The organism is Psychrobacter sp. Marseille-P5312 (assembly GCF_900291405.1).
In the GTDB taxonomy this organism is placed as follows: Bacteria; Pseudomonadota; Gammaproteobacteria; order Pseudomonadales; family Moraxellaceae; genus Psychrobacter; species Psychrobacter celer.
Genome location: NZ_OLML01000001.1, coordinates 2060314 through 2086149 on the forward strand (window position 1 = coordinate 2060314; position 25836 = coordinate 2086149).

At 46.2% G+C, this 25836-nt stretch carries 23 protein-coding genes and 1 tRNA gene; 14 read left to right on the top strand and 10 right to left on the bottom strand.

Annotated elements, in window-relative coordinates:
* Nucleotides 1–58: 58 nt before the first annotated feature.
* The 3 genes from fabZ (at nucleotide 59) to C6W44_RS08920 (ending at nucleotide 3202) form a co-directional block, all read left to right on the top strand.
* Nucleotides 59–568 (top strand): 3-hydroxyacyl-ACP dehydratase FabZ, encoded by a 510-nt coding sequence (gene fabZ, locus C6W44_RS08910; protein ID WP_105245062.1) that lies wholly within the window; start codon nucleotides 59–61, stop codon nucleotides 566–568.
* 179 nt (nucleotides 569–747) lie between these two features.
* Nucleotides 748–1527 carry an acyl-ACP--UDP-N-acetylglucosamine O-acyltransferase gene (gene lpxA / locus C6W44_RS08915; RefSeq protein ID WP_105245063.1) on the top strand — a complete coding sequence of 260 codons (780 nt, stop codon included), beginning with the start codon at nucleotides 748–750 and terminating at the stop codon, nucleotides 1525–1527.
* Nucleotides 1528–1849: 322 nt separating this feature from the next.
* Nucleotides 1850–3202 (top strand): sodium-dependent transporter, encoded by a 1353-nt coding sequence (locus C6W44_RS08920; protein WP_105245064.1) that lies wholly within the window; start codon nucleotides 1850–1852, stop codon nucleotides 3200–3202.
* A 135-nt stretch (nucleotides 3203–3337) separates the two neighbouring features.
* Here C6W44_RS08920 and tgt read toward each other — a convergent pair whose 3' ends face one another.
* Together tgt and asd are read right to left on the bottom strand one after the other, a co-directional pair.
* The gene (gene tgt, locus C6W44_RS08925; RefSeq protein WP_105245065.1) at nucleotides 3338–4489 is read right to left on the bottom strand and encodes a tRNA guanosine(34) transglycosylase Tgt; all 1152 of its coding nucleotides are present in this window, start codon (nucleotides 4487–4489) and stop codon (nucleotides 3338–3340) included.
* A 213-nt stretch (nucleotides 4490–4702) separates the two neighbouring features.
* Complete coding sequence (gene asd / locus C6W44_RS08930) at nucleotides 4703–5836, bottom strand: aspartate-semialdehyde dehydrogenase (protein WP_105245066.1); 1134 nt, start codon at nucleotides 5834–5836, stop codon at nucleotides 4703–4705.
* 421 nt (nucleotides 5837–6257) lie between these two features.
* Between asd and C6W44_RS08935 the strand changes: the two genes are divergently transcribed.
* The 3 genes from C6W44_RS08935 (at nucleotide 6258) to C6W44_RS08945 (ending at nucleotide 9244) form a co-directional block, all read left to right on the top strand.
* A complete protein-coding gene (locus C6W44_RS08935; RefSeq protein WP_105245067.1) occupies nucleotides 6258–7388 on the top strand; it encodes an endonuclease/exonuclease/phosphatase family protein in 1131 nt (376 codons plus the stop codon).
* Nucleotides 7389–7481: 93 nt separating this feature from the next.
* The gene (locus C6W44_RS08940) at nucleotides 7482–8093 is read left to right on the top strand and encodes an IS607 family transposase (RefSeq protein WP_105243882.1); all 612 of its coding nucleotides are present in this window, start codon (nucleotides 7482–7484) and stop codon (nucleotides 8091–8093) included.
* Entirely contained in the window at nucleotides 8090–9244 is a 1155-nt protein-coding gene (locus C6W44_RS08945; protein ID WP_093071385.1) for an RNA-guided endonuclease InsQ/TnpB family protein, read from the top strand. Before C6W44_RS08940 ends, C6W44_RS08945 begins: the two co-directional genes overlap by 4 nt.
* A 715-nt stretch (nucleotides 9245–9959) precedes the next feature.
* Here the strand turns inward: C6W44_RS08945 and C6W44_RS08950 are convergent.
* Nucleotides 9960–10035 (bottom strand) — tRNA-Asn (locus tag C6W44_RS08950).
* Nucleotides 10036–10308: 273 nt separating this feature from the next.
* Nucleotides 10309–11511, bottom strand: coding sequence for a pyridoxal phosphate-dependent aminotransferase (locus C6W44_RS08955; RefSeq protein ID WP_105245068.1), 1203 nt, complete (start codon nucleotides 11509–11511; stop codon nucleotides 10309–10311).
* 508 nt (nucleotides 11512–12019) lie between these two features.
* Between C6W44_RS08955 and C6W44_RS08960 the strand changes: the two genes are divergently transcribed.
* From C6W44_RS08960 to C6W44_RS13595, 3 genes are all read left to right on the top strand, one after another.
* Entirely contained in the window at nucleotides 12020–12565 is a 546-nt protein-coding gene (locus C6W44_RS08960; RefSeq protein WP_105245069.1) for an acyl-CoA thioesterase, read from the top strand.
* 124 nt (nucleotides 12566–12689) lie between these two features.
* A complete protein-coding gene (locus tag C6W44_RS08965) occupies nucleotides 12690–13172 on the top strand; it encodes a cation diffusion facilitator family transporter (protein WP_227526400.1) in 483 nt (160 codons plus the stop codon).
* Between the two features lie 24 nt (nucleotides 13173–13196).
* Entirely contained in the window at nucleotides 13197–13379 is a 183-nt protein-coding gene (locus tag C6W44_RS13595) for a hypothetical protein (RefSeq protein WP_227526401.1), read from the top strand.
* A 216-nt stretch (nucleotides 13380–13595) separates the two neighbouring features.
* Here C6W44_RS13595 and dps read toward each other — a convergent pair whose 3' ends face one another.
* Nucleotides 13596–14078, bottom strand: a complete 483-nt coding sequence (dps, locus tag C6W44_RS08970; RefSeq protein ID WP_075101556.1) for a DNA starvation/stationary phase protection protein Dps — start codon at nucleotides 14076–14078, stop codon at nucleotides 13596–13598.
* A gap of 602 nt (nucleotides 14079–14680) precedes the next feature.
* On the opposite strand from dps, the gene uvrB reads away from it, so the two are divergent.
* The 4 genes from uvrB (at nucleotide 14681) to C6W44_RS08985 (ending at nucleotide 18756) form a co-directional block, all read left to right on the top strand.
* Complete coding sequence (gene uvrB, locus C6W44_RS08975) at nucleotides 14681–16792, top strand: excinuclease ABC subunit UvrB (protein WP_105245070.1); 2112 nt, start codon at nucleotides 14681–14683, stop codon at nucleotides 16790–16792.
* 243 nt (nucleotides 16793–17035) lie between these two features.
* The gene (locus C6W44_RS13600) at nucleotides 17036–17290 is read left to right on the top strand and encodes a hypothetical protein (RefSeq protein WP_227526402.1); all 255 of its coding nucleotides are present in this window, start codon (nucleotides 17036–17038) and stop codon (nucleotides 17288–17290) included.
* Between the two features lie 9 nt (nucleotides 17291–17299).
* Complete coding sequence (locus tag C6W44_RS08980) at nucleotides 17300–18088, top strand: pyridoxal phosphate-dependent aminotransferase (protein WP_227526403.1); 789 nt, start codon at nucleotides 17300–17302, stop codon at nucleotides 18086–18088.
* Nucleotides 18089–18381: 293 nt separating this feature from the next.
* Entirely contained in the window at nucleotides 18382–18756 is a 375-nt protein-coding gene (locus tag C6W44_RS08985; protein WP_075101559.1) for a hypothetical protein, read from the top strand.
* Nucleotides 18757–19021: 265 nt separating this feature from the next.
* Here C6W44_RS08985 and C6W44_RS08990 read toward each other — a convergent pair whose 3' ends face one another.
* The 3 genes from C6W44_RS08990 to C6W44_RS09000 form a co-directional block, all read right to left on the bottom strand.
* Nucleotides 19022–20719: an alkaline phosphatase D family protein gene (locus tag C6W44_RS08990; protein WP_105245071.1), complete on the bottom strand. Its 1698-nt coding sequence runs from the start codon at nucleotides 20717–20719 to the stop codon at nucleotides 19022–19024.
* A gap of 183 nt (nucleotides 20720–20902) precedes the next feature.
* On the bottom strand, nucleotides 20903–21310 hold the full coding sequence (locus C6W44_RS08995) for a hypothetical protein (RefSeq protein WP_105245072.1): 408 nt from the start codon (nucleotides 21308–21310) through the stop codon (nucleotides 20903–20905).
* A gap of 246 nt (nucleotides 21311–21556) precedes the next feature.
* Nucleotides 21557–22072 (bottom strand): hypothetical protein, encoded by a 516-nt coding sequence (locus C6W44_RS09000; protein WP_105245073.1) that lies wholly within the window; start codon nucleotides 22070–22072, stop codon nucleotides 21557–21559.
* Between the two features lie 343 nt (nucleotides 22073–22415).
* On the opposite strand from C6W44_RS09000, the gene recJ reads away from it, so the two are divergent.
* A complete protein-coding gene (gene recJ, locus C6W44_RS09005; protein WP_105245074.1) occupies nucleotides 22416–24167 on the top strand; it encodes a single-stranded-DNA-specific exonuclease RecJ in 1752 nt (583 codons plus the stop codon).
* 70 nt (nucleotides 24168–24237) lie between these two features.
* Here recJ and C6W44_RS09010 read toward each other — a convergent pair whose 3' ends face one another.
* Together C6W44_RS09010 and C6W44_RS09015 are read right to left on the bottom strand one after the other, a co-directional pair.
* Entirely contained in the window at nucleotides 24238–24903 is a 666-nt protein-coding gene (locus tag C6W44_RS09010; protein WP_105245075.1) for a trimeric intracellular cation channel family protein, read from the bottom strand.
* A 241-nt stretch (nucleotides 24904–25144) separates the two neighbouring features.
* Nucleotides 25145–25780 (bottom strand): trimeric intracellular cation channel family protein, encoded by a 636-nt coding sequence (locus C6W44_RS09015; RefSeq protein ID WP_105245076.1) that lies wholly within the window; start codon nucleotides 25778–25780, stop codon nucleotides 25145–25147.
* Nucleotides 25781–25836: the final 56 nt, after the last annotated feature.

Genomic DNA, 25836 nt, shown 5'->3' on the forward strand with positions numbered 1-25836 from the left:
ACTTTAATCCTTAACCTTTTAATCCTTTTATACTTAGCAATGAGCAAGGACGCGGCATATGAGCAGCAAAGACATAGATGTTTTAAATGATACCGACATGAAAAGCTTGGCTGAGCAAGGCCTGACTTTGCCTCTGACTTATCATACGCTAAAGCACTACTTACCGCATCGCTATCCTTTTATGCTGGTCGATAAAGTGATCGACTGTATCCCTGGTGAATGCATCACTGGGGTCAAAAACGTCACCATTAATGAAGAGTTTTTTAATGGGCATTTCCCAAATGAGCCTATCATGCCAGGCGTGCTGATGGTCGAATGTATGGCTCAAGTGTCAGGGGTGCTTGGGTTTATCAGCGCAGGATTGACTGGCGAAGATGGTTATCTGTATTTGTTTGCTGGGGTGGATAAGGTTCGTTTTAAGCGCCGCGTTATCCCTGGTGATCAGCTGATTATTCGGGCAAAAACTGTGATGCAAAAGCGCGGTATTTATAAGTTTGACTGTACCGTCCATGTCGAAGATGAGCTGGCGGCGAGCGCACAGGTGATGATTGCTCGTCAAGAGCAATAAAATTGGCTGATAACTTTTAGGCTCATCGGTATCTAAAGAGTTATGTCAAAACAGGCAAGAAGAATTATAATGAGCATCGATATTTTGTCGCAAGACTGACTTTGGTTTGTTTGATAAGTTATGACTGACGGTCAGTGTTTTACCATTTATTCGCACCAGAAGATACAAAGGCCCACATTATGAGTCAGATCCATCCAACAGCACTCATCTCACCCTCCGCTCAGATAGATGAGACTGCCATCATTGGCCCGTACTGTATCGTCGGGGATGAGGTCAGCATCGGCGCGCATACGGTATTGCATCGTCATGTGGTCGTGACCAAGCTGACTCGTATCGGCGCGCACAATCAATTTTATCAGTTTGCCAGTATTGGTGAAGATCCGCAGGATTTGAAGTATGCAGGCGAGCGCACTTGGCTTGAGATTGGCGATTATAATACCATTCGTGAGGCCTGCAGCTTGCACCGCGGCACCGCTCAAGACAGCGAGTTGACCAAGATTGGTAGTCATAATTTGTTGATGGTCAACACCCACGTGGCTCACGACTGCGTGATAGGCGATCACAATGTGTTGGCTAATAATGTGGGGGTAGCGGGTCATGTCACTATCGGTAACCATACCATCATCGGTGGCAACTCTGGTATTCATCAGTTTTGTACGGTAGATGACTATAGTCTGATCGGTGGGGCAAGTCTGATCTTAAAAGATGTGGCCGCCTTTACCATGGTATCTGGCAATCCTGCCAAAACCCATGGTCTCAATGTCGAAGGTATGCGCCGCAAAAACTGGTCAAAAGAGACGATTGATGTTTTGCGTCAAGCGTATCGTACGATTTTTAGATCGGGTCTGACTACTGTACAAGCGCTTGAGGTGCTGCATACCGAGCTACTACCGAGAGAGCCAAAGATTCAGCTGCTTATTGACTCCTTACAAAACAGCCGCCGCGGTGTCGTGCGCTAAGTGGTTAGTAGACAATTGATTAGGCTTAGCCACAATTTATGATAAAAAGGATTGTTGATAGTCCAAAAACTCTTGTTAGTTAGAGGTAAAATGATAAAAAGCCATAACCAATTGTTATGGCTTTTTATATTTATGGGCACTTGACTTTTTTGGTTGCTTAGCAGAAACTGAGCGTTTACGGTATTGTAAACAATTTTTTCTTAATGTTACTGGACGCTTCATATTGGGGCGTTTAATAATTCGTTTACGCATTATGATGGGCGGATTATGATAATCAAGGAAGGTTATCAGTGGTATTAATTGAAGCAAGAGGACGGAAAAGATGGCTATGAATAAACAAGAACATGCACAATGGAGCTCAAGCTTTGGCTTCGTGCTAGCAGCGGTAGGGTCGGCAGTTGGGTTGGGAAATATATGGAAATTTCCATATATGGTCGGTGAAAGTGGGGGTTCCGCTTTTGTTATCGCTTATTTATTCTGTATCGCGTTAGTAGGTTTTCCGATTCTAGTCGCTGAGTGGTTGATCGGTCGCCGCGGACAAAAAAACCCAGTCAATACCTTTGCTGATGTGGCCGCCAGCCAAGGCAAGTCACGCAGCTGGGGTATCGTGGGTGCGTCAGGTATTTTGGGCGGTTTCTTAATTTTATCGTTTTATAGTGTCATCGGTGGCTGGGCGCTAAACTATATCACCAAAATCGCCTCAGGTGAGTTTGCTGGCCAAAATGGCGACGCAGTTGGTGCGACATTTGATGCTATGCTGGCCTCAGCCGGCACATTGACCATTTGGCACACTGTGTTTATGGCGCTGACGGCTATCATCGTCGGTATGGGGGTGGCAAGTGGTATCGAAAAAACCGCCAAGGTGTTAATGCCATTATTGGGTCTTATCTTGTTTGTCATCGTCGGTTATAACGTCATGAATGGAGGATTTGGTGAAGCGGTTGCTTATCTATTTGCTCCAGACCTTAGCAAGCTGACTGCAGACGTGATGCTTGCTGCGCTTGGTCATGCGTTCTTTACTCTATCTATCGGTATGGGCATTATGATTGCGTATGGCTCTTATTTGGGCCGTGAAGTTAACTTACTCAAGACCGCCCGTACAGTGGTTATCTTGGATACCGTGATTGCCTTGGCCGCTGGTCTGGCGATCTTCCCGATTATCTTTAGCAATGGCTTAGATCCTGCCTCAGGCCCTGGTCTTATCTTTGTCAGCTTGCCAATTGCCTTTGGTAGCATGGGCGCAGGTACGATCATCGGTACTTTGTTTTTCTTATTGATTACCTTTGCCGCTATCACTTCATCGATTTCGCTACTTGAGCCGACGGTGGAGTTTCTAGAAGAGCGTACCTCGATGAGCCGTACAGTATCGACCATCGTGGCGAGTATTGTGATTTGGCTACTTGGTATCGCAGCCTTGTTGTCGTTTAACCTATGGGCTGATTTTACGATCATGGGCAACGGAGTCTTTGATGCTTTAGATAAGCTCACCAGTAAGTTTATCCTACCACTTACGGGTCTGGCGGCGATTATCTTCCTTGGCTGGCAGATGGATCAGCGCAGTGTCCAGCAAGAGCTTGGTCTGTCTAATGGTACGTGGACGCTATGGCAGATTATCTCCAAGTTTGTAGCGCCAATCGCAGTGGTTATCGTGTTTGTGACCACATTGATGGGTTAAAACGTTTGGCCATTAGCCTTTTTTAATGGCGCATACATCAGTCAAGTAGCAAAAAGGGCTTAAGAATTTTCTTAAGCCCTTTTTTGGTCTGAATGATAGATAAGGATGCAGAGAGATAGATAGGCGTTTAAAGAGTTAGCGTAGGTTTAGCTCAGGCACCGTTTGACCACGCTTGGCATAAAACTCACTGACAAAGGCATCAAAGGTATCTTGCTCGATGGCGTCTCTGATGCCTTGCATCAAGCGCTGATAATAACGCAGGTTATGAATGGTAGCCAGCTGCGCGCCTAGCATCTCTTTACATTTATTGAGATGGTATAAATAGGCACGGCTAAAGTTTTGGCAAGTATAGCAATCACACTCAGGGTCTAGTGGGCCTTCATCGTTACGATACTGGCTATTGCGGATACGCACTACGCCTGCATTGTCTGTATCACCTGTGACAAAGTAATGGCCATTACGGGCGTTACGAGTGGGCATGACACAGTCAAACATATCGACCCCACGGCGTACCGCCTCAACGATGTCCTCAGGCTTGCCAACGCCCATCAGATAGCGCGGCTTGTCTGCTGGCATCGCCTCTGGGATATAGTCTAGTACATCCATCATTTCATCTTTTGGCTCGCCGACAGATAGGCCGCCGATGGCATAACCATCAAAACCAATCTCAAGCAGGCCCTCGAGCGATTGCTGGCGTAGCTCTGGGTACATACTGCCTTGAATAATACCAAACAGCGCATTGGTGCTGCCTAGTCTATTGTGCTCATCAAAGCAGCGCTGGCCCCAACGTAGCGACAGCTCTAAAGACTTTTTGGCCTCGTCGTGAGTGGCAGGATAGGGGGTGCACTCATCAAACTGCATGACGATGTCTGAGTTTAAGCTGTACTGAATCTGCATCGACTTTTCTGGTGACAAAAACACCTTGGCACCGTCGATGGGCGACTTAAAATTGACGCCTTCTTCGGTGATTTTGCGCATCGCACCGAGGCTAAAGACCTGAAAGCCACCTGAGTCGGTCAAGATAGGCTTATCCCAGTGCATAAACTTGTGTAGGCCGCCGAACTTGTCGATGACCTCAGTACCAGGACGTAGCCATAAGTGAAACGTATTACCAAGGATGATATCAGCGCCAATGGCTTCGATATCACGCGGCAGCATGCCTTTGACCGTACCATAAGTACCGACAGGCATAAAGGCAGGCGTTTGTACGTCGCCATGATTGAGATGGACAGTGCCACGGCGCGCACGCGTCTCGCCGCTGGCCGTTTTGTGTAAGACAAATTGCATATGATAACCGCTATGTAAGCTATGGAAATGGCGCTAATTATAGCATTGTTAAGGGTTTATTGGGACAGGGATGCGAGTCTCAACTTTGCTGCTATTTATATTATGCGCGATTATGTACGGCTCATAGCGCGTTATGAAGAGTGAACCTAAAATCGCCATAAAAAAAGACAGCCATCTGCTGTCTTTTTTGTACTTCATAGTTGAGTTGTAAAATTAGGCGTTTTGCTCGCGGATGATGTTTAGCATACGGCGTAAGGGTTCGGCTGCACCCCACAGTAGCTGATCACCCACAGTAAATGCACCGAGATATTCAGGCCCCATGTTTAGCTTACGCAGGCGTCCTAGCGCCACAGTTAAGGTACCTGTTACGGCAACAGGTGTTAAGCGGTTCATCGTGGCTTCTTTGTCGTCTTCGACCAAGTCCAACCACTCATTACCGCTATTTTTTAGCGCCGCTTCGATTTCCTCTAGCGGGATGTCTTTTTTGAGCTTGATGGTCAGGCCTTGAGCGTGGCAGCGCATGGCACCGATACGCACACACATACCATCGATAGGGATGGTGTTGGCTGCTGAGTTGCCAAGGATTTTGTTGGTTTCGACGCCGCCTTTCCATTCTTCGCGCGATTGCTTGTTTTCTAATTGCGCATCGATATAAGGGATCAAGCTGCCTGCGAGCGGTACACCAAAATACTGCTTAGGAAAGTCATCTGCGCGCTGGGTCTGCGCGATTTTTTTGTCGATATCCAAGATAGCACTTGCAGGATCAGCCAGCTCGTCCTTGACCGCATCACGTAGTACGCCCATGCCTTCGATGAGCTCGCGCATGTTGTTTGCGCCAGAGCCACTCGCCGCCTGATAAGTCATGGCGCTGACCCATTCTACCCAGCCTTTATTAAACAGTTCACCGATCGCCATCAGCATCAAGGATACCGTACAGTTGCCACCGATAAAGTCTTTTTTGCCACTGGCGAGCGCGCTATCGATGACATTGCGATTGACTGGATCAAGGATAATGATGCTGTCATCTGCCATACGCAAGGTACTGGCCGCATCGATCCAGTAGCCATTCCAGCCGCTATCGCGTAGCGGCTGATGCACCTTTGCAGTGTAGTCGCCGCCCTGACAGGTAATAATCACATCACAAGCTGCGAGTGCGTCGATATCATGAGCGTCCTTTAATTGGCTGGTCTGTACGCCATCGAAGCTTGGCGCATCGCCACCTGCGTTACTGGTCGAAAAAAACACGGGCGTAATACCATCAAAGTCTTTTTCTTGCTGCATGCGCTGTATTAACACTGAGCCAACCATACCGCGCCAGCCCACCAAGCCTACTGTTAAATTACTCATGAAATTTAATCCTATTTACAATTATTTGTTGCATCGCCAACCAATAACAATGCCGTGAATGCTCCCAAAAAGCAAGACGTTTTGGCGATTTTTAGCGGTTTTTTATACACTATTTGCTATGTTTACTATAACGTGATGTTATTAGTATGCAGATGCTGGTTATTGCGGTTTTATGGTACAAAAGCCTTATCAACAAAAGCTTGTCAACGAATCACCAACACCACACTGCCAGATACTTGACATTGTAATGTTTTATAGTTGTTGTCATATAATTCGACTGTAGCAGTAGGCGTCACTGGATTGAAGTGCTAAAGTAATCGCTAGCATCAGTATCGTGAGCCGTACGCCTAAAGATGCCTGAATACCCAACATATCTTATGCAGCGGCAAACCAAAATTTCAACCAACGGTTAATACATACTATGGATCTTTCACTACTATATTATTCTGTCCAGTGGCTAGCAGGGCTCGTCGCGTTTGTGACGATTTGGGGCTGGCTGCCGCTAGATAATTGGTGGGTGCGCGGTGTCGATTTTCCTCGTATTCAGATCATGGTGCTGGGGGTAATCGCTTGGGTTGGTATGTTGATGTTTTGGCCAGACTGGCAGCTATGGCAGTGGTTGTTGTTTGTGGTTTTGAGTCTCACATTGGCGTTTCAGCTAAGAATGGTGTTGCCCTATACCAAACTATGGAAAAAAGAAGTACAACAAGCAAAATCCAAACCTGCAGGGCAAGCGCATCAACTAAAGCTCATGGTGTCAAATGTCCTAACGCCCAATGATCACACCAAAAAGCTGGTCGAGCTGGTCAAGCAAAAGCAGCCCGATATTTTAATCACCTTAGAGAGTGATAAAAAGTGGGAAAAAGCACTGGAGCAGATTGAGCCAGACTATCCTTATACCGTCAAGGTGCCATTAGACAATTTATATGGCATGCACCTGTACTCGAAACTTGAACTGATCGACCCTGAGGTCAAGTATTTGATGATAGATGACATACCGTCGATTCACTCACAGCTGCGCCTGCAAAATGGTCAAGTGATTTGGCTATATTGCTTGCACCCCATGCCGCCCAGTCCTACTGAGGCCGACAAATCGACCACTCGCGATGCCGAGTTGCTAATGGTCGGCAAACACATTAAAGAGCACGATCAAACCGCCATACTGGCAGGCGATCTTAATGACGTGGCCTGGTCGAAGACGACGCGCCGCTTTCAGCGCATCTCGGGCTTGCTGGACCCGCGTATCGGTCGCCATTTTATCAATACCTTTCATGTCAATTATCCATTTTTGCGTTGGGCGCTTGATCATATTTTTCACAGTGCTTGCTTCACAGTCGTTGATATTCAGCGTTTGCCGTCTATAGGCTCTGATCACTTTCCAGTCATGACGACGCTACAGTATGAGCCAGAGGAAGCCGAGCAACAACAAAAAAACGCCCCAACGGCCGAAGCAGACGACATCAAAGAGACAGATAACAAAATAGAAGAGGGCAAAGAAGAAGGCGAAAAAGTCTCTAAAGAGCATGCTAAAGAGCAGCAGTTATTGGGATAGAATAGGGTTGCAAACAGTCAAATAAAATATATACAAACCTACCTATTTATTACTATAATAGATAGATTATATCTATAATATAGAGAGCAAGTTATGGGGAAACTGGTTAGTATTGGGGAGGCTGCCAAACATTTCGGGGTTGCTCAATCCACATTAAGACGTTGGGATGAGGATGGTACGTTAGTCGCCAAGCGAACCGAAAACGGGCATAGGCGATATGATTTAAGTGAAATCAGACCGCATTCCTTGAATACACCACCTAAATTAGACCGAAAAACCATTGCTTATGCTCGTGTGTCGAGTCGTGATCAAAAAGACGACTTACTTCTCCAGTCTCAAGTTTTGGAACTTTATTGTGCCAGGCAAGGCTGGACTTTTGAGACGATTACCGATCTTGGTAGTGGAATGGATTATAAAAAGAAAGGCTTAAAAAACCTGCTTGATGACATACTGAGCAATAAAGTTGAACGGCTGGTAATTACCCATAAAGACAGGCTTTTACGATTTGGTGCAGAACTGGTTTTCATGTTGTGTGAGGCTCGTGACGTTGAAGTGGTAATAATCAATCAAGGTGAAGAATTGAGTTTTGAGCAAGAATTAGCCCAAGATGTATTGGAGATTATCACCGTATTTTCAGCGAGGCTATACGGCTCTTGCAGCAAGAAAAACCAACAATTAATAGAGGCGGTTAAAAAAGCATTATGATCCGTGGACACATTATCGAACTCAAGCCAAACAACGTACAGGCAAATCACCTTGCTCGTGCTTGTGGCGTGGCGAGAAAAGCCTACAACTGGGCTTTGCATGAGTGGCAGCGGCAGTATGCGCTTGACAAAGCGTACCGTGATGCGTGTTTGGCCGCAGGCGTTGAGGTTGATACTAAAAATCTAAACAAGCCCTCACAGGCGAAGCTCAGACGCGAATTGAACGCCATTAAGCGTGAATTATTCCCCTATATGCTGGAAGTGACCAAATGCGCTCCGCAGGCGGCAATCATGCAGTTGGGTGATGCTTATAACAACTTCTTTAAAGGCTTAGCGAAATACCCAACCGCTCGTAAAAAAGGCCGTGACGATAGATTCAGTTTATCCAACGACCAATTTGCCATTAAAGGTAAATCCATTCGTATCCCAAACTTGGGCTGGGTTCGCTTAAAAGAAGCTTTACGTTTTGACGGCAAGATCATGTCAGCCACCATCTCTAAACGTGGCGGTAAGTGGTTTGTTAGTGTGGCTGTTGAAATACAAAAAGCTGTAATTCCTACTAAAAAGACAGGTAAAAGCGTTGGTGTTGATCTTGGTATTACCGACTTACTGGTTTTATCAGACGGCACTAAAATTAAAGCGCCAAAACCACTTCAAGCAAACCTTAAAAAACTAAGAACGCTAAACAAAGCGCTCAGTCGCACTAAAAAAGGCAGTAAAAACAGAGAAAAAGCGAAAACCAAGCTCTCTCGTTTGCACTATAAGATCAGGTGTATTAGGCAAGATTCTCTCCATCAAATCACAACAAGTCTGGTTAATGAGTTTGATGTGATTGCGATTGAGGATTTGAATGTCAAAGGTATGGTTAAGAACAGGCGGCTATCAAGAGCTATCAGTGACTTGGGTTTCTTTGAGTTTAAGCGACAGCTTATCTACAAAGCCACTGAGCAAGGCAAGGTTGTGAAATCAGTCGGACCCTTCTACCCAAGCTCAAAAACCTGTTCAAACTGCAATCATATCCTTGGTAAAGATGAGCTAACATTGAAAATGCGTGAGTGGTTGTGCCCTAACTGTCAGGTTTCTCATGACCGTGACCTCAACGCCAGCATCAATATTTTAAATAACGCGACTGTTATTTTAACAGCTGCATAATCCTGTTTATTGGACGGTGAGTTCCATCGCCAATTAAAAAAGTCTGTGGAGTCGTGGTCAGTCTAAATCTCAAATGAGAAATAGCGCGTGACAATGAAGCAGAAAGAAAACGTCAAACCTATCTAATAGTCAATATTGGCTAGGTTTGAGTAAGATTTTTGGAACGGTAGATTGGTTCTAGATAAGTCACGAGCCGCCAAATAAGGCGAGTGGGGCAGTAAGCGGGTGTACAAATGTAAGCATATGCTTACGCGAAATAAGGTCTTTAGCCTCTAGGCGCATCAAAGTGATTGCCCTACAATACAACCATCAACACAAGGAGAGGCAAGGATGCAGTGTTGAGGCAGTATCGATAAAAGCACAGGTCAGCCCGCTGTCTTATAGATGACTGTTTATGACTTAGGATAAGTCGACATGGAAGAAATAATAATAACAACATGAAGCGCCGTAAGCCCTGAACCAATCGCCCTAGGTTCGGGGCTTTTCTTTGTCTGCCATCTGGTATTTATTTGCTGATCCTAGCCGCCATACCACCGAGGCGTTACACTCCTTAAATTCCATGCTACAAGCGCCGAGCTAAAAGAAACCAAACTGCTGACGAAGCCAAATTGCATAAAAAACAGACGACCATAAAAAAACCCTCATCAAAGTGATGAGGGTTTTGGCAAATGCCATAATTGAATTAAAAATAATTCAAATTTTTACAACTAAAATGTGGCTCTCCAACCTGGGCTCGAACCAGGGACACACGGATTAACAGTCCGTTGCTCTACCAACTGAGCTATTGGAGAATAGGCTGTACGTACATGATACGTGACAACAAGACTTAGAAAATCTCTAATGAGTTCTTGCTAAGTGGGGCGTATTCTAGCAAAGATAAAAAATACGTCAAGCCTTTTTTTGCATAAATTGCAAAGATTGTCATTTTAATGAAAAGATAGAGCGTTTTTATCAAATCAAGCCGTCATAAAAAAACGCCCACATAACAAATATGGAGCGTCTTTTTTTATAGTTTTTAACAATCAAGCTATTTAGCTTAAAAGCCTTTTTGCTTAGTGAGTTGCTTATTCAGCAACGTCCAAGTCAGCCACGGCTTTTTCGATACGTGATAGCGCATCTTTTAGCGTCGCTTCGTCAGTGGCATAAGAGATGCGCATATAGCCGCCAAGACCAAAGGCATCACCAGGGACGACCGCTACGCCAACTTTATCCAGTAGCCATTCTGAAAACTCTGTACATGAAGACAGGCCAGCGGCTTTGATTAATGGCTTGATTTGAGGATAGACGTAAAATGCGCCATCAGGACGCAGACACGTGATGCCTTTAATGGCATTTAGACCATCAACGACCAAATCACAACGCTTCTCAAAGGCTTCTACCATTGGTGCCAGTACGCTTTGGTCACCACTGATGGCGGCTTCTGCAGCCACTTGGCTGATAGAGGTTGGGCAAGAGGTCGACTGCGACTGTACTTTTTTCATCGCGCCGATGAGTTTGGCAGGGCCACCAGCGTAGCCGATGCGCCAGCCTGTCATGGCGTAGGCTTTTGATACGCCGTTTAGGATGATGGCGCGCTCTTTTAGCTCAGGTGCGGCGTTTAAGATATTGTAGAATTTATCACCCGTCCAGCGAATGTGCTCATACATATCATCTGAGGCCACATAGACGTGCGGGTGTTTTTTCAATACTTCCGCAATGGCTTTTAGCTCATCCAACGTATAGATCATACCTGTTGGGTTCGATGGGCTGTTTAGCACTAGCAGTTTGGTTTTGTCTGTGATGGCGGCTTCTAATTGCTCGGCGGTGATCTTGAAATCTTGCTCAGCAGGGCATTCTACGATGACCGGCTTACCGCCTGCGATGATGACCATATCAGGATAGCTGACCCAGTAAGGCGCTGGAATGATGACTTCGTCGCCTGGATTGATAAAGGCTTGGGCAAGGTTAAAGAAAGACTGCTTACCACCGACCGATACTAGGATTTCATTTGGCTCATAACTGATGTCGTTATCACGTTTGAACTTGTCGATGATGGCTTTTTTGAGCTCTGGTGTACCATCGACAGCGGTGTACTTGGTAAAACCGTTATTGATTGCATCAATGGCTGCCTTTTTGATGTGCTCTGGTGTATCAAAGTCAGGTTCGCCAGCACCTAGGCCGATGATGTCTTTACCAGCCGCTTTTAGCTCTTTGGCTTTATTGGTAATCGCTAGAGTCGGTGATGGTTTGATGCTATTGACGCGTTCAGACAGTTGCAACTCGCTCATGAGGGATCCTTTTTATAATGAAGGGTGGTTGGGGTAGCTGATGTTAATTATATAACGTTTTTATCGTCATCAGGGCATGATGTCGGTATATAGTCAATCCTAAATAAAACGGGCAATTACTATATAGGCGGGTGCTACAGATAGGTAGTTTGCACAGCCTTTGTCGGTGTAGTGCCTATTGTAAAGTAGCTCAACTGTAAAGAGGCTCAACTATAGACTGAATATTGTAGCACGCTGATATTTCGCTGTCGCATGGGGCTGGTAACAAAAATTATGGTGATGCTGCATAAAATTCATCCCAGTAGCGCTTTGGAACTTATGACAGTTTTGTTTTGAACTGACTATATATTAAATTAACTATATTTACCGATGGGCTATTATTTATATTTTATTTACACAATGTAGACCATCTGATGACACAGGGGCGTTTGTGATATATAGCAAGCTGCGGTATAAATGATAAGCAAGCTAAAAACATAAATACGTGTACAACCTTTTAAGGAACATTATGCCGCAGTTCAACACCAGCTCCACCGCCAAAAAAGCCCCTTTAAACCACGAATTGTATATGTCGGTGCTGATGACGCCTGATATGGCAAATTTTATCGGCAATGTCCATGGTGGCGATTTGCTTAAGATGCTCGATCAGGTCGCTTATGCCTGTGCCAGCCGTTATAGCGGCAACTATGTGGTGACGTTATCGGTCGATCAAGTGATGTTTCGGGAGCCTATCTATGTCGGAGAGCTGGTGACGTTTGCTGCTAGTGTCAATTATGTGGGTACCACCTCAATGGAGGTGGGTATTCGCGTTGAGGCCGAAGATGTGCGTGCGCGTACGGTACGCCATACCAATAGCTGCTACTTTACCATGGTTGCAATCGATGACAATGGTAAGCCAACGCCAGCGCCGCCTCTTGAGATCAAAAACGAGATGCAGCAATGCCGTGCCGATGCAGCATTAGAGCGAAAAGAAATGCGTATGGAGAGCGCACATCGTCCTAGTTGCGATATCGATAAGATGACTGGCGAGCGAGGTGGTGAGCCGCGTAGTTAGAGCACGCATGGCAATCTGCACGGTAGGCGACTGTTTTCTTTTTATTTCACTATTTTTATCTCACTATCTTTGTATCACTGACCTATATAACCTGTTTATATGAGTCAGTGATAACGAGGCTAACATGACCAACAAGCCAAAAGACACCACATCGAATGACGCGTTAGCACCGAGAAGCCGTACTCGCGGCACAGGCACTGTCAAAAATCAGTCTGACGACCAGACACATCGCCATGCTAAGCCGGCAGATAAAAAGCCTGCGGGTTCATTGATTACGGTCTTAATCGCTGTTGGGGCAAATCTGATTATCGCCATTGCAAAGACGGTCGCGGCCTTTATGACTGGTTCTGCCTCTATGATTGCTGAGTCTGCGCACTCTTGGGCGGATGCTGGCAATGGGGCGCTGCTGATAGTCGCCGAAAAAAAGTCCATCAGACCTGCCGATAGAAGCCATCCACTCGGCTATGGTAAAGAGTCCTATGTTTGGTCGATGATTGCGGCTTTTGGCGTGTTTATGGCAGGCTCTATCGTCTCTATCTACACCATCTACACCGGTATCACCGAATGGAATACCGCTGAGAGCGAGACCAACTATACCATCGGCTAATGGGTCGGTCCCAAAAAGATATTTATGGTCGCTGCAGTCGATATCGCAGGCAACCAAAAAGAAGAAAAAATAGCGCAAAAATTTGAAGATATCGAAAATCAGTTTCGAGACAATCCCCTGTTTCAAGAAGCGATTCTCACGTTATCTGTACCAAATGCAGCCGTGTTGACACCTCCTAGTGATGTGGATAAAGCGCATCTTTCCTAGCATGTTTTACGACATCAGCCAGCATCTCAACCAGCGCATAAATGACAAAGTGCGATTAGGTTGACCTTAAGAATAAATATCGCTTATTTATCACCACAAAAGTCATACCCATAAAAAAAGCCACCTTTATTGGTGGCTTTTCTATGATTATTTCTCATTAATTATAATTATAATTATAATTATAAATTGATTTAACCGCTATAGATCAAGCCCTTATCACTTCTTTGGAGCGTTGGCACCGATAAACCATGCGTCTTTGTCGACGATACGGCTCACCTCTGTTAATAAATCTGCCGTGTCTTCATCGCCTGCATCACCCGCGGTATCGATTGCTTCGCGCAGTGAGGCGGCGATGGTTTTGTAGCGTTTGGTGAGCTCGCGCACGTGTTCATCGACCTCCGTGATATCGGTGGGATACGTCTCTAAAATCGAGTCCTCAACCACCCGTTTTGAGATGCCGTTGGCTTTACCGCCCAAGATTACGATGCGCTCAGCTACCGTATCATAAGCTTCTGTTAGGCGCTCATAGGTCTCGTCTAGTAACTGATGCACGCCGATAAATCCAGTACCTTGTAAGTTCCAATGGCACTGCTTGCTATCCATACTTAGGTCGATCAGGTTGGCCAAGTTGGCGTTTAGTAAATCCACCATTTTTTTGGCAGTATCATCATTGATACCACTTGCATAACGTTCTCTCATATTTTACTCCATTATTATCATTGTAAATGAAAAATCATTGGTTTAAGACGGTCTTAAATAGAATACTGAACTTGTTGTTATTGATGTATTCGTGGTCTTGCTGAATGAATCGTTATAAATGATAGCAGTTTGTCACGCAGTTGGAACCGTTAAGCATAGGCTTTATGAAGGGGTCATGTAATGGGTTTGTTAATCATGAAAACCTTTGTAAAGTTTGCAGGCGTTCTGTGAATTTTTATATTCAACTCTATTCAACAAGGGTGACTGACACCGAGATCATGGCAGCAAAATATATCGCCACTTCATCATAGTGTGACTAGGGCGTGTCGTAAGTTCACTCGATAGTTATCTAAATGGGCTAAAAATGGCCAAATTTTGCCAAACATCGTCAAATAGCGGGTTTATATCCCGATATTAACGGTGCTATTTTCCTTGTTTGACCGTAACTTATCTCATTTTTATCATCATTTTTGAAATAACGACACGCCCTAAAAAAGAGCCTTTTGGACGCAAAAAGCTCTAATGGGCAGCGATTGGTTCACCTTTAAAAAAGGCGGATGGGGCCCCATATTGTTATAAACCTTGAGAAGAAGAAAATCAATATGCGAATGCCCGAACCGCGCTCGTCGCGTCAGTTAAATCAATTGGCCTCTCAGCTACAAGGCGAAGCTGAAATCAGTGGTGTCAATGCGTCAGGGACACAGATATCAAGCCGCGCCTTTGAGATGGTGACCGACTTTGAGCCTGCAGGCGATCAGCCACAAGCGATTGAGAAACTGGTCAATGGTGTTAATAAAGGAATGGATGAGCAGCTGCTGCTTGGCGTAACGGGCTCTGGTAAGACTTATACCATGGCTAAGGTGATTAGTGAGTGCCAGCGCCCGACCATTATCATGGCGCATAACAAAACTTTGGCGGCGCAGCTATATGGCGAGTTTAAGTCGTTTTTTCCCAATAACGCCGTTGAGTATTTTGTCAGTTATTATGACTATTATCAGCCCGAGGCGTATGTGGCGGCCAGTGATACCTTTATCGAAAAAGACAGCGCCATCAACGATCATATCGACCAGATGCGTCTGTCGGCAACGCGCGCCCTGCTTGAACGCCGCGATGCTATCATTGTCGCATCCGTCTCTTGTATCTACGGTCTGGGTGATCCTGAGAGTTATCTTAAAATGCTCTTGCACGTCGTCGTCGGTGACAAAATCGATCGTACCGCGACCATCAAACGTCTGGTCGAGATGCAATATACCCGCAACGAGCTGGATTTTGGCCGTGGTACTTATCGTCTGCGCGGTGAGCTACTTGACATCTATCCTGCAGAGTCTGAGCAGCTTGCAGTACGTATTCATCTGTTTGATGATGAGGTAGAAAAAATCACATGGTTTGACCCTTTGACAGGCAAAACCGTGCGCAGCGTACCGCGTATTACTATTTATCCAAAGTCGCATTATGTGACACCGCGTAATCGCCTTGAGGCCGCCAGCGAGACCATTCGTGCTGAGCTTGAGCCGCGCCTTGAGTATTTTCGTGACAACAACAAGCTGGTCGAAGCTCAGCGCCTCAAAGAGCGTACCCAGTATGATCTAGAAATGATTCAGCAGCTCGGTTACTGTAATGGTATTGAGAACTACTCGCAGCACCTCTCTGGTCGACCATGGGGAGAGGCGCCGCCGACGTTGTTTGATTATGTGCCAGAGGATGCGCTGCTGTTTATCGATGAGTCGCATGTGACGGTCTCGCAGATTGGAGCGATGTATAAAGGCGATAGATCACGCAAAGAAAACTTGGTGAACTATGGTTTTCGCCTGCCAAGCGCGATGAATAACCGGCCGATGAAGTTTGAAGAGTGGGAGCGCATCAAGCCCAAGACCATTTATGTTAGTGCGACCCCGGCGCAATACGAGCTTGAGCACAGCGAGCAAGTCGTCGAGCAAGTGGTACGTCCGACGGGGCTGATTGACCCTGAGATTGAGATACGCCCTGTATTGACCCAAGTCGATGATGTGCTCTCAGAGATTACCAAACGCCGTGAGCTTGATGAGCGTGTGCTGATTACCACCTTGACCAAACGCATGGCGGAGGACTTGACCAGCTATCTTCAGGAGTACGATATCAAGGTCGCCTATCTGCACTCAGACATCGATACGGTGGAGCGCATGCAGATTATTCATGAGCTGCGTACGGGTGTCCATGATGTACTCGTCGGCATTAACCTGCTGCGTGAAGGGCTTGATATGCCTGAGGTGTCATTGGTAGCGATATTTGATGCCGACAAAGAAGGGTTTTTGCGCTCTGAGAGATCTTTAATTCAGACCATCGGCCGCGCCGCGCGCCACTTAAATGGTAAGGCAATTCTTTACGCCGATCGTATGACGCCGAGTATGGAAAAGGCGATAGAGGAGACCAATCGTCGCCGCGAAAAGCAGATTGCCTTTAACATAGAGCATAATATCACGCCAAAAGGTGCGCGCCGTAGCATCACCGATAAGATTGATACCGGTGAGAGTATGGATGCCAATGACAATCAAGTGATCCCAGTCAAGAGTAATCTGCCTGATGTTGATATCAGTATCTTGCGTAGCCCTGATTTGCTCGCCAAAGAAATCAAACGTTTAGAGAAGCAGATGCAGCAGCTGTCTCGCGATCTCAAGTTTGAGGAAGCCGCAAAAACGCGTGACAAAGTCTTAGAGCTAAAAGTGCATTTGATCTAATAAATTATTTGTATTGTCATTAACATCCCTTAGTATTTAAATGTTAAAAGGTGAGCTGCATATTTGTAGCTCACCTTTTTTATAATCTGCTAAATATTTGAAAAAATAGGGATTTTTGCCGAATGAAATTAATAACTTATATTTTGGTTTTGGAAAACTTATAATCATACCAAATGCCACTTAATATGAGAAAGGATTAAATTTGATCTTATTCTCCACTGACAGTTAGGCGTATCGTCCATCATGAAAAATAATAAAATGATAGAGTCAAATGCGAACGAAAACTCGCTAGGCATGTCGGATTCTGCCAAAAAAGCCGTTACAGAGTCTTTAAGTGAAGGTTTTCGTTATTCAGATCATGCACGTGCTGCACTCATCAGCAAAGTTGCCAGCATTCACGGCGTGGCAGAAAACCAAATCTCATTGGGCAATGGCTCGACTGAAAATATGCGAGCTACCATTCAGATGCTGCAACATAAAGCATTTATGGAGGGCTGAGAGTTTCAGATGGTAATCCCTGTACCAACGTTTGATTGTGCAGAAATGTATGCAAACTCCATTGGGGCATCCGTAGTCAAGATACCATTAACTGCCGAAAACTATGACTTAGATCTGCAAAGACTGCAAAAAGCGGCCGACGATTTTAACGGTATTAGCTTGTTATATGTTTGTAATCCTAATAACCCAACCGGAACCATTACATCAACGAACCAGCTTAAAACATGGATAGGTAACGCACCAGACAACCATTACTTTTTATTAGATCAGGCTTACTTAGAATACGTGAATGACCCAAGCTTTGAGAGTGGGGTTGAGTGGGTAAAACAAGGATTATCAGACAACCTTATTGTGATTCATACTTTCTCAAAGTTATGTGCCTTGGCTGGTATGCGAGTGGGCTATGCGATTTCTAACCCGCAAACTATTGAAGCTGTCGAAGCATTTATGTCTATGGATAACACCAACTTATCAGGTGCAGTCGCCGCCATTGCGACATTGAATGATGCAGAATTTTTAGAGTTAAGTTTGCGCACGACCAATCAGTCGCGCCAGATGGTTGAAACAGTATTGGACGAGCTTGAACTTCGCTACTTACCATCCCAGACCAATTTTATTTTTCATGAAATCAAAGGTGATTTAAAAACCTACATCGCTAGAATGCGAGACAGTGGCATCAAGGTCGGTCGCGATTTTCCACCTGTCACGGGGTTCAACCGCGTAACGCTGGGCACGCCTGATGAGATGGCAGTATTTATCAAGGTGCTAAAGTCGTTTCGCAAAAAAGGCTGGGTGTGATAAGCCTCTAAACAAGCCGTCCACTTTTACCAACATCAAACGCAGTTTTACATATCCCGCCTTAAAAAACAGCCGTGTCTCTTATAGGATAAAGAAATCAGGCGCGACCTAGCCACCCGATGAAACAAAACCAGTATTGGGCGCTCGTCATAAAAATAAGTATAACGGCAGGGGCAGGCGTGCGACTGTATGGTTGAATCCTATAAAACTGATGCCAGTAGTATTGGCAATATCAGTATTTTTAAAATAAGGACACGCAACAGTAAAAGCTATTAAGAATAAAGGATGGATGTATGTTTGATATCAAGTCATTTTTTAAGCGAGAAGTAGAAAAAAAGCTTATTGATGTGGATGATTATATTTTTATGCCCGAGCGCGTCGAGATGATGCTCGAAGGCGGTCAGTTAAATTGCGTGCTAAACAGTGATGGCCGCGTCGATATTTTTTATAGTAAGCAGGGCGTGACAGAGGTCAGCTCAGCGGCGCGCAAGCATCCCTTTACCGCATTTGAGACCGAGTTACATCACGGTGTTTATGATGATGTGATTCATGATTTGATCAAAGAAGTCGATAAAATCATCGATAGCTCGTCCAAGTATTTTCGCCGCAGTAAAATATTGCCAACGACGGCGGCTTTGCCTAGCAGCTCTGCGGCGACTGATAAGTAATGAGCAGTGAATGCAGCAGATGAGTTGTAAGTTGCTATAAGTATAGAATTGCTAGATATGCTTAAAAACCACAAATAGTAAAAGGGTGCGCCAGCTAACGCACCCTTTTGCTGTTTATATCAAGGCGGCACTGGTATAAATTTTTTTGGCGTGCTGTGTCTGCACCGCTCGATGTTGCATAAAACTCATCCCAGTCTCGCTGTTTCGTTTTTATACTAAAATACTGAACTCACTGTCGTTCAATAGTTCAGTGGGCGCTAAAAATTTACGCCTCGCTCATCGCTGCAGGGTTTGTTGTCGTCTTTTTGACGGATACGGCCTTGTTCGCCGCGGCTAGGGCAGCCACATTGCTGATAGGGCGAGATTGGGCTGCATCAACTAAATGATGGGCGCGTGATTGTGTGACCAATCCTTTGGCAAACTGGGTGCTACTATCACGGACGGTAAGCGTATCGGTATAGTACCATTCACATTGAAACGCCTGCTCGGTGATGTCTAGTAGCATATAGCCGTGGTCGGTTTGGTTGTTAAACTTTTGGTGCGGGTTGACGTCGGGGCCTGTATTTGGCTCAGTAAAGGCTAGTGAAGTGAGGGCGGGGCAAACAAACTCAACCGCCAGCACACCTGCACCAGTTGCTGGATTATAGCTGTCGCTATCAAAAGGATTTTTGGCGACATCAAAGGCAAAAGAGGCGTGATAGTCCCCCGTCAACACGACGGTGTTTTTGATGTCGTTATTGTCAATATAGTCTAATAGGCGATTGCGCGCACTGGCATAGCCGTTCCAGATGTCACCTGAGTTGCTGGCAAAAGCGCCTTTAAAAGGAGACAAAATCACTTGCTGACCCAATATCTGCCATGTAGCGCCGCGGCGTTTGCTCTCAGACATATTCAGATAGAGCCAGTTTTCTTGCTCAAGCCCCAATAGCTGGCGTTCTGGCTCCTGACTGGCGGCCGCATCGAGCTTTTCGCGGCCAAAGATGCGCGTGTCGAGCATGTTTAAATCAAACAATTTACCAAACTCAAAACGCCGATAAATACGTAGCTGGCTGTCAAGCGCATTGCTCTTATCGTCCCGAATGGGCATCCACTCATGATACGCACGGACAGCCGCCATTTTGCGCTCTAAATAGCTGCCTTTGCTGTCGTTATGAAAGCGCGCGCCCCCTTTCCATGAGTTATCAGCGATTTCATGATCGTCCCAAACCGCGATAAAAGGATGCTGGCGATGGCATTCTTGTAGGTCGATATCCGTGCGATAACACGCGTAGCGTTGGCGATAGTCGTTTAAGCTGATGATCTCGTTTTTGGGAAACAATGGGCGCTCTTCTATCAGTGACTGATCGCGATAAAACCCTTCCTTGTATTCATAGATATAATCTCCCAAATGCACCACGGCAGAGATATCGGCTTGTTTGGCGATATGGGCATAGCCATTAAAGTACCCAAAACCATAGTTGGAGCAGGACACCACTGCCAAGCGCACACGCTCTATCTCGCTCGCTGTCATATCAGACGGTGGAATGGTACGGGTACGGCCAGTAGGCGAAAGATAGCCCAAAGCTTCAAAAGCATAATAATATGTGGTATCAGGCTGAAGGGAGGTGGGATCGACTTTGATAGTAAAGTCAGAGGCGGCGGTGGCAATGGCGCGACCTTGGGCGACGATATTGGTCAGATCAGGGTCTGTGGCGACCTTATAGCCGACAGGGATGCTGGTGGCCTCAATACTGCCATCATTGGTGATACGGGTCCACAGTATCACCCTATCTTGTAGTGGGTCGCCACTTGCGACGCCATGTACGAAGGGCTGGGCACCTTGGTAACCCAAGTCATCGACGTCGTCTAGTGCCACCACGGGGCGCTCGTCATCGTCTGATGAGCAGGCGCTCAGCTGTGTCAATAGAGTCCCTGCCACGGTCGCTTGACCGCCTATTTTTATAAAATCACGTCTTTTCATCATTCATCCTTGATCTGATACAAAAGTAAAGTCCATTGACCGATAATCTATCGTAATAGACAGCGTGACGCAATCGTTAACCTGCCTATTGGCGTTATATCTACTGATAAAGGATTTTGATTAATGATAAAGAATTTTGACTAACGGGAGGTATGCTTGAGTAAATCGCATTCCATGACAGTCTGACTATTTCATAAAACTTGCATAGCAGCTCTGCAGTGATTTTGCGACGACTCGGGTAACCAGCTGCGTGCGGTAGCTGGGGTCGATGGCCGCGTTGCCCAGCTCAACGAGGCTAACTTGCTGCGGGGCTTGCTCACTGACGCAGCCACAGACATTGCTTTTTATGGTTTCTTGCTGCGTCTCGGTCATGGCAACGCTAGCGATACGCCACGCATTTTGTTTTTCGATTTGGCTGCGACATTGGTTGTCAATGGCTGCGCGAAACACATTCATACCGATCTCATTGGCGGTACCAATGGCAGTGCCAGCGTCATTATTGACGCTACCTGTGGTGGTACAGCCGCCCAAGGCAAGCGCAGTCAGTAAGGCAGTAGATGCCAGTATTTTTTTTGTAGGCCCGTGTTTTTTCACAGAATACTCCTTGGTATGGTTATAAAAATAATGGTTGTAAAGGCAATGGTTATAAAGACAAACATGGTGCCACGATAGCCCTAAAAAAGCACATAAAAAAACCAGCGAAGGCCATTTATTTTGGTATTCGCTGCGTGTTAAGATCGCGCAGAGCATCAAAGCGAGACTGAAACAAGTCGATCCCAGTCTAGCGAACTGATGCAGCGTATCTTTTTTATTTAGTTCTTTTATTTAGTAATGCCGATATTAGACGTTTTTACCGTGCTGCTTTTGCTGAATGTCTTTGGCCAACTTATAGCATTCGTTGATATGGTCGGTGGCGATTTTCTTAAAAATGGTATAGCCCATCGTTGCAGCCACCAACTGCCCACCCAATGGGATAAATTTGGTCACTTGCTTGGCGGCGATACGACCACCAAAACCTTGAATGGTTTTTTTGACGAGACCGCGCGTCGCTACCAAACCTGCAAAGTCAACCGTACGGTTTCTAATCGCGCTCCAGTGCACTTCGCGTGACTCCAAGTCAATCGCTGATTTACGGTCTTCGATCAAGCCAAAGCGCTCACTGATCTCAGGGATGAGCTGGGTCAACATGCCTGCATCGACTGCCACATCAAAAAACGGCACAGGTACGATGGCGACACCAGCTGAGACTCTGGCACGTTTTTTGACCAAACCCAGACACTCTTGTTTGACTTTATCAAGATCAAGATTGGGATCGATGGTGTTAGGGAGTTTTTCAGCGACTGGTGTGGTTTTCATAAAAGGTCCTTGTACGTTTTTTTAGATAATGGAAAATAGGGTTTTTATATCACTCATGGTGAAAATATATTGATTGACATCTATTTTATGGATTTATCGTTAGCATACAATCATCGCTTTGTAGCAAAATGCAGAAAATTACAGTCACTGTGCACCGTTTTTGTAAATTTAGCCTAAGCCAGAGGTGTGCGCAGACATGGAGCGCAAGCACTGTATGATCTGCTGAAGGCTGACAAAGTGTTTTAAACAAATGTTTTAAGAAGTCAAAAGCAATCGTAAAGAATAAACTTGACCGCTATAAATTGGCATTGTGACCCTGCATGAAAGCCAGTAGAATACCATCATGCTAAATTTAACCCCCCGTTATACCAGCACTCGCATCGACGAGTTGCCCGCCGCTTTGCAACCTCTTGCCGCCCAGTCACCGACGCTTGCCCGACTATACGCTGGTCGCGGCATCACCAATCCTGAGCAGCTGGAGATCAGTCTCTCTGGGCTACTGCCCGCTGAGCAACTGCATGGTGTCACCAAAGCTGTGGATCTGTTAGATGCTGCTATTGATAAAGGTCAGCGGATTTTGATCGTCGGCGACTTTGACTGCGACGGCGCGACCAGCACGGCGCTGATGATGCGCGCGTTGACTCAGATGGGCGCGCAAGTCGACTTCTTAGTGCCGGATCGCTTTAAGTACGGCTATGGCCTAACGCCTGAGATTGTCGAATTAGGAATTGAAACTTATCAGCCTGATTTGATTGTTACCGTTGATAATGGTATCTCCAGTCATGAAGGTGTCGCCCGTGCGCAGGCCGACGGCATTACGGTGATTATCACCGACCATCACTTGACCACCAAAGCGACCCCGCCAGCTGAAGCGGTGGTCAATCCCAATCAGCTCGACTGTCATTTTGCCAGCAAAGCATTGGTGGGGGTTGGCGTGGCATTTTATGTGCTGGGCCGCTTGGCAAAACGACGCCGTACAGCTGGTAAGTCCACTGTACAAGTCAGCCAGTATTTAGATTTGGTGGCGCTTGGCACGATTGCTGATGTTGGCGTACTGGACAAAAACAACCGTATCTTGGTGCATCATGGGCTAACTGCCATTCGTCAAGGGCGCTGCTGTATGGGTATCTTGGCGCTCCTCGAGCAAGCAGGCCGCGATCCAAAGCAGCTGCACGCGCAGGACTTTGGGTTTGTCTTAGGCCCACGTATCAACGCTGCTGGGCGTATGGACAACATGCGTATCGGCATTGAGTGCTTGTTGACCGAAGACTGGCATACCGCGCAGCGTTTGGCGCAAGAGCTAGAACAGCTAAACCGTACGCGCCGTCAGGTAGAAGGCGAGATGCGGGCGCAGGCGGACGATATCGTACAGACGCTAGCAGGCACCGCCAGTAGCACCGATAAGCGCAGTATTATTTTGTATCAAGACGATTGGCACCAAGGCGTCATCGGTATCGTCGCTGGCCGCTTAAAAGAAACGCATTATCTGCCCAGCATTGTCTTTGCGCCAGCAGATACCGAACGTACGGGAGATGACGACGCAATCAAAGGCTCGGCGCGGTCGATTGCAGGCGTGCATATTCGTGATGCCATTGAGCTGGTCGCTGAGCGCTATCCTGACTTGATCAGCCACTTTGGTGGCCATGCGATGGCGGCTGGCTTGACGATCAAGCGTCGTCACTTTGACGGGTTTGTGGCGGCGTTCAATGAGGTCATGGCAGAGATAGATGACAAGGTGTTTGCTGAGCAAAAACTCACCGATGGGCCACTGCAGGCCAGCGACTTTAGCCTATGGTTTGCCGAGCATTTGGCAGATGCCAGTATCTGGGGTCATGGCTTTGCACCGCCGATATTTGATGGGGTGTTTGAGGTATTAATCTTTAAGGTTTTAAAAGACAAGCACTTGAAGCTATCACTGCGTTATCCTGACGTGCAGTATCCGATTGATGCCATTTATTTTAACTTTGATAGCGCGGCGTGGGATTATCGCGCCCAGCAAGTGCATGTATTGTTTGAGCTCGATATCAACGAGTGGAACGGCAAACAAAGCTTACAACTTATGATCAGAGACTTGGCAGTGGTAGCAGCGGCGTAGCGCGTGAAGCGCTTTTACCGCCAGTGCTTTGACTGCTTAGCATTGAGACCCGCGTGCCAGCGCCGTGTGATTAATATCGCCATTCTATGGTCGGAAACTGCCAATCATAACGTATCGCCAGCATACGCAAAATAAAAATCGTACTCATCGCTGAGACGTCAGCCACCCAAGGCATCACGCCGAGATTGTGCAGCGCAAAGTAGAGAATGCCGCCTGCCAATGCCGCGGTGATATAAATCTCTTGCTGCAAAACCAGCGGTATCTCATTGCAGATCATATCGCGGATAATACCGCCGACCACGATGGTAATCACCCCTAGGAGTAACGCCACTGGCACGTTGGCGCCCATACTGTCTGCGACTTTGATGCCGATGAGGGTAAAGGCTGATAAGCCGATGGTGTCTGAGAGTTTGAGAAACGTATCGACGCGTCTGGAGTTTGGATGAAAAAATATCTGCATCACCAGTGAAGACAAGGTAATGACGGTCAAGTAGCTCATATCGACCATCCAAAACAGCGGATGACGGTCTAAAATGACATCACGTACCGTACCGCCACCGATGGCAGTAACAATAGACACCAGTAGACAACCAAAGACATCGAAGTTTTTGTGCTTGGCCAGTATCGTACCTGAGACGCTACAAGCGACGATACCGATCATATCAAACAGATATATCAGCGAGCGCGGATCAAACGTGGTGATCAGAGCAGCAGGGTCTAATGCGATGGTCAACATGCGCAAGTCTCATTAGGTGATGATGGGGCAGCGGGCCGAATCGGTAGAAGAGGATAAAGGCTATCTACAATCAATCTGACAATCTGATATTAATGATAGTGAGTTCAGTATAAAAACGATACAGTGGGACTGGGATGAATTTTACGCAGCATCTGTCGGCGTAGGCACAGCACGCCAGAAAAATTTATACCAGTTCCCCGTTATATTTTATTTAGAATCGACTATAGCCGTTAATCTACCGTCAATCAACTAGGCGAATAGACGGCAGATGCCAGTCAAACCTCAGTGCCAACATCCGAACAGCAAAAATCACAAACAGCATAATAAATTCATTGATGCCAGCATCGACCCCCAAATACTGCAGCAGCAGATAGGTCGTAGAGCCTATGATGCTGGCCGTGATATAAATCTCACGCTGTAGCACAAGCGGTATCTCATTACAGATAATATCACGTAATAGCCCACCGATAATCGCGGTCCAAACCCCCATCATAATCGCAATGATTGGTGACATATCTTGCGTGAGCGCCACCTTAAAACCAATGACACTAAATGCGGCCAAGCCAATAGCATCAAAGAGCTTTAGCGCATTATCAATCTTATGATAAAGGTGAAAAAATATCTGTAAAATAAGCGAGGTCAGCGTGATGACGATTACATAATTGAGATCCGTCATCCAAAACAATGGATGACGATCAAGCGCCATATCACGTAGTGTACCACCGCCGATGGCATTGACCAGCGATACCAAAATACAGCCTGCAATATCAAAGCCTTTGTGCTGCGCCAGCAAGGTTCCCGCGATTGCGCAGGCTATCACCCCTACCATATCCAGTAAGTACAACAAGATATCAGGGAAAATCAAATCATTAACCATCGTTATAGTACCAAGTCGTGACCGTCAAAATGAGATGACTGAGCGCAATAAAGGCT

Coding starts and splice junctions, on each gene's coding strand:
- C6W44_RS08920 (WP_105245064.1), top strand. CDS start 1,850: ATGGCTATGAATAAACAAGAACATGCACAATGGAGCTCAAGCTTTGGC.
- C6W44_RS08960 (WP_105245069.1), top strand. CDS start 12,020: ATGCCGCAGTTCAACACCAGCTCCACCGCCAAAAAAGCCCCTTTAAAC.
- C6W44_RS08940 (WP_105243882.1), top strand. CDS start 7,482: ATGGGGAAACTGGTTAGTATTGGGGAGGCTGCCAAACATTTCGGGGTT.
- C6W44_RS08985 (WP_075101559.1), top strand. CDS start 18,382: ATGTTTGATATCAAGTCATTTTTTAAGCGAGAAGTAGAAAAAAAGCTT.
- C6W44_RS09000 (WP_105245073.1), bottom strand. CDS start 22,072: ATGAAAACCACACCAGTCGCTGAAAAACTCCCTAACACCATCGATCCC.
- C6W44_RS08935 (WP_105245067.1), top strand. CDS start 6,258: ATGGATCTTTCACTACTATATTATTCTGTCCAGTGGCTAGCAGGGCTC.
- dps (WP_075101556.1), bottom strand. CDS start 14,078: ATGAGAGAACGTTATGCAAGTGGTATCAATGATGATACTGCCAAAAAA.
- C6W44_RS08945 (WP_093071385.1), top strand. CDS start 8,090: ATGATCCGTGGACACATTATCGAACTCAAGCCAAACAACGTACAGGCA.
- C6W44_RS09010 (WP_105245075.1), bottom strand. CDS start 24,903: ATGTTGACCATCGCATTAGACCCTGCTGCTCTGATCACCACGTTTGAT.
- lpxA (WP_105245063.1), top strand. CDS start 748: ATGAGTCAGATCCATCCAACAGCACTCATCTCACCCTCCGCTCAGATA.
- C6W44_RS08965 (WP_227526400.1), top strand. CDS start 12,690: ATGACCAACAAGCCAAAAGACACCACATCGAATGACGCGTTAGCACCG.
- C6W44_RS09015 (WP_105245076.1), bottom strand. CDS start 25,780: ATGGTTAATGATTTGATTTTCCCTGATATCTTGTTGTACTTACTGGAT.
- C6W44_RS08955 (WP_105245068.1), bottom strand. CDS start 11,511: ATGAGCGAGTTGCAACTGTCTGAACGCGTCAATAGCATCAAACCATCA.
- C6W44_RS13595 (WP_227526401.1), top strand. CDS start 13,197: ATGGTCGCTGCAGTCGATATCGCAGGCAACCAAAAAGAAGAAAAAATA.
- C6W44_RS08980 (WP_227526403.1), top strand. CDS start 17,300: ATGGTAATCCCTGTACCAACGTTTGATTGTGCAGAAATGTATGCAAAC.
- C6W44_RS13600 (WP_227526402.1), top strand. CDS start 17,036: ATGAAAAATAATAAAATGATAGAGTCAAATGCGAACGAAAACTCGCTA.
- fabZ (WP_105245062.1), top strand. CDS start 59: ATGAGCAGCAAAGACATAGATGTTTTAAATGATACCGACATGAAAAGC.
- asd (WP_105245066.1), bottom strand. CDS start 5,836: ATGAGTAATTTAACAGTAGGCTTGGTGGGCTGGCGCGGTATGGTTGGC.
- recJ (WP_105245074.1), top strand. CDS start 22,416: ATGCTAAATTTAACCCCCCGTTATACCAGCACTCGCATCGACGAGTTG.
- tgt (WP_105245065.1), bottom strand. CDS start 4,489: ATGCAATTTGTCTTACACAAAACGGCCAGCGGCGAGACGCGTGCGCGC.
- uvrB (WP_105245070.1), top strand. CDS start 14,681: ATGCGAATGCCCGAACCGCGCTCGTCGCGTCAGTTAAATCAATTGGCC.
- C6W44_RS08990 (WP_105245071.1), bottom strand. CDS start 20,719: ATGATGAAAAGACGTGATTTTATAAAAATAGGCGGTCAAGCGACCGTG.